This is a genomic window from uncultured Nostoc sp. (genome assembly GCF_964247315.1).
GTDB lineage: Bacteria > Cyanobacteriota > Cyanobacteriia > Cyanobacteriales > Nostocaceae > Nostoc.
On record NZ_CAXTTT010000245.1, the window covers coordinates 1 to 2,770 of the forward strand.

Annotated in this window: 4 protein-coding genes and 1 pseudogene; 1 reads left to right on the forward strand and 4 read right to left on the reverse strand. The window is 38.6% G+C overall.

Annotated features, from left to right (window positions below; translation table 11 throughout):
• Positions 1 to 107 precede the first annotated feature (107 nt).
• The gene (gene purS / locus ACFE93_RS34320) at positions 108 to 386 is read right to left on the reverse strand and encodes a phosphoribosylformylglycinamidine synthase subunit PurS (RefSeq protein ID WP_375480554.1); all 279 of its coding nucleotides are present in this window, start codon (positions 384 to 386) and stop codon (positions 108 to 110) included.
• A 144-nt stretch (positions 387 to 530) separates the two neighbouring features.
• On the opposite strand from purS, the gene ACFE93_RS34325 reads away from it, so the two are divergent.
• Positions 531 to 935: a Fur family transcriptional regulator gene (locus ACFE93_RS34325; RefSeq protein ID WP_292785010.1), complete on the forward strand. Its 405-nt coding sequence runs from the start codon at positions 531 to 533 to the stop codon at positions 933 to 935.
• Between the two features lie 302 nt (positions 936 to 1,237).
• Here ACFE93_RS34325 and ACFE93_RS34330 read toward each other — a convergent pair whose 3' ends face one another.
• The 3 genes and pseudogenes from ACFE93_RS34330 to ACFE93_RS34340 all read right to left on the reverse strand — a co-directional run bounded on the left by ACFE93_RS34330 (position 1,238) and on the right by ACFE93_RS34340 (position 2,606).
• On the reverse strand, positions 1,238 to 1,807 hold the full coding sequence (locus ACFE93_RS34330) for a Uma2 family endonuclease (protein ID WP_375480556.1): 570 nt from the start codon (positions 1,805 to 1,807) through the stop codon (positions 1,238 to 1,240).
• A 153-nt stretch (positions 1,808 to 1,960) separates the two neighbouring features.
• Positions 1,961 to 2,305 (reverse strand): annotated as a pseudogene (locus ACFE93_RS34335) (DUF5615 family PIN-like protein).
• Positions 2,306 to 2,321: 16 nt separating this feature from the next.
• Positions 2,322 to 2,606, reverse strand: coding sequence for a DUF433 domain-containing protein (locus tag ACFE93_RS34340; RefSeq protein WP_375480558.1), 285 nt, complete (start codon positions 2,604 to 2,606; stop codon positions 2,322 to 2,324).
• Positions 2,607 to 2,770 lie beyond the last annotated feature (164 nt).

The window sequence follows — 2,770 nt, forward strand, 5'->3', positions numbered from 1 at the left end:
GTGGGGAGGTAGGAAGCAGGGGAGCAGGGGAGCAGGGAGCAGGGGGCAGAAAGAATAATTAATGCCCAATGCCCAATTCCCCCTGCCCAATGCCCTATACCCAATCCCTAAAATACCCCAGTTTGAGTTTCGACCTCAATTAATTCAAAGCGGTAATTTTCAATTACGGGATTTGATAGCATTTGGTTACAAATGTTATCAAGGTCTTGACGCGCTTTCTTCTCTTCAGTTGAGGTGATGGTGAGTTCAATGTACTTGCCAATCCGCACCTGGTCAACGTTATCGTATCCCAGTTGCTTAAGACCGGATTGTACTGCCACACCAGCGGGGTCTAAAACTGAAGGACGAAGGGTCACGAAAATTTTGGCTAGATACTTGGTTTGCACGGCTTTTGCTGAATGCTGCGATCGCTATACTATAACTTTCTGTTCCAACTGAGTGAAAATAAGATTACGAAGCGGTTAAAGTTAATCGATCGATTAGCTCATCTAACAGCTTCAAACTACAGTGGCATACTTAAATAATTGTCTATGAGAGCCATACGCACCCGCAGTCAAGAGCGTATTTTCAACCTACTGAAAACTATCAAAAAAGGCATTTCCGCCCAAGATATTTACGTAGAACTACGTAATACAAATCAGAGTATGGGTTTAGCAACAGTTTACCGTTCTCTAGAAGCCTTAAAACTAGAAGGCATGGTACAAGTGCGAAATTTGGCTAACGGTGAAGCCCTCTATAGCCTAGCACAACAAGATAAACACCACCTTACTTGCTTGCAATGTGGTGTCTCAATTCCGATTAATCAATGCCCAGTTCATGACTTAGAAAACCAGTTAGAATCAAGCCATAAGTTTAAAGTTTTTTATCACACCCTAGAGTTTTTTGGGTTGTGCAGTCAATGCCAAGTAAATCAACCTACTGAGATTAGTCAATAGTTATATAAATTTTATATGGTGTTGCACTTTATTCTCCTACAAACTAAAGCCCGTGGCTACCAGAACATAGAAGCAAATCGGCTTCCCGCAGGGAAGCCTGCTTAGACGGGCTACTGATGTGAATTTTCATAAATAAATGGTGTGAGCAGGAAATTTTCTTTGTTCTTCAAGCTTAACTACAGGAGTTATAGAGTGTTGAGAATTAGCGTTGAAGAAGCAGCTATGAATTTAAAATCTCTTTTGGAACGAGTAGCTAGGAGAGAAGAAGTAATTTTGCTGAATCAGCTTAAGGTTGGCTTTATTCAAATAAAACTCAACCAACTAAATACATCTGCAACTGTTAATTGCCAATTTTCTAAAATACTCAAAACGGGTAAGATATCTTGTTGTTCTTTTAATTCTGGTAATTTATTGGATTCAAAAATCATGATAGACTCATCAGCAGAATCGAGTAACCAACCTAGCTTTGCTCCATTTTGAATAGAAAATGTAATTTTGCGGATAACTCGGTTGGGTGATTGTTCTAGTGAGAGAATTTCGATTATCCAATCTGGGGGAATCTCAAATTTATTCGCAATTCTACCTTTAGCATCAAGGGGAATTCTTTGCCATTCAAACACAGCAATATCTGGTACTATCGAACGACCTTCAAATGTACAGCGTAATTCAGGAAAGGCATAAGCAATTTTTTGCGGTTTAGCAATCTCATTAATAGCTGTGATTAAACTGCTTTGTAAAGTACTATGTTTTCCTTGGGGTATAGGTTTTTGGTAGATTTGACTGTTAAAATACTCGCTTGCTGGCTTTGTATCTGGTAGTTCTAAGAACTCTTCTACACTTAATGCTGTAGTTGGCTGAATAGATAAAGTCATAATTTACAATTTATCAAAGCTTGATTATTTTATCACTGCAAGAATGCAACGATTAGTGCGTAGGCGTAGCCATCGTAGACATTGCATTCTCCTCACTAGCCATTGTAATTTTATCAAAGAGGTTAGATGAAATATTAGGCGATCGCATAAAGTTTATCGCGTTGTAGAAGAAAATCGATTAACGCGAATCACTTTTCCTATTAATGTTGATTCCGTAGAAACCACTGCATCAATATTTGTTGCTAATCGATTCCAATCTAAATCATCTTTGCAGGCAATTATCCCGATATGTTCGAGTTTAATCTTATGTAATTTAAAAAAATCACGACGATTAAGAGTTAATACAGCCCGATTTTCTCAGATCGCAAACTCTAACACCATATCATCAGAAATTCCGGCTTTGCCTGCTTCTTGTATGGTGATAACATCATGTCCAAAAGGACGTAATAATTCTACCGATTTACGCGAGAACTGCTCATCTGCTAACAATCTTGCCATACATCAACAGGATATTTTAAGAAGCATCTAAAATTGCATCAGCTTCTTCTTGTTCGTGAATAGCAGTATCAATTTCGTGAGAGAATGCTTCAGCATAAAGCCATACTGTTACCAAGTCAGCTGCGATAAGTTGAGGATATTGAACTAGAATATCAGCATCTTTAGCACCTTGTCGTCGATAAGTTACCAACAACCAAACAGGAATGCGTGTTCCGGCAATACAAGCATCAGCACCCATTACTCCAGGGGTTTTGGTAATTCCATGATTGTTCGTATTAATACCTTGGGTTAAGATGCGAATTGCTTCAACTTTTTGGGCTGGTGTTAGGGATAGTAACTATGTTTCTAACTCTTGGGCTGTCATTGGAAACTATCTAAGATTAACTATATTTTAACGGGGTTTGAAAATTTACTATAGCGGTTCTCAGTTGGGTGAAATATAGTAACAGCAGTGGGTAAACCATC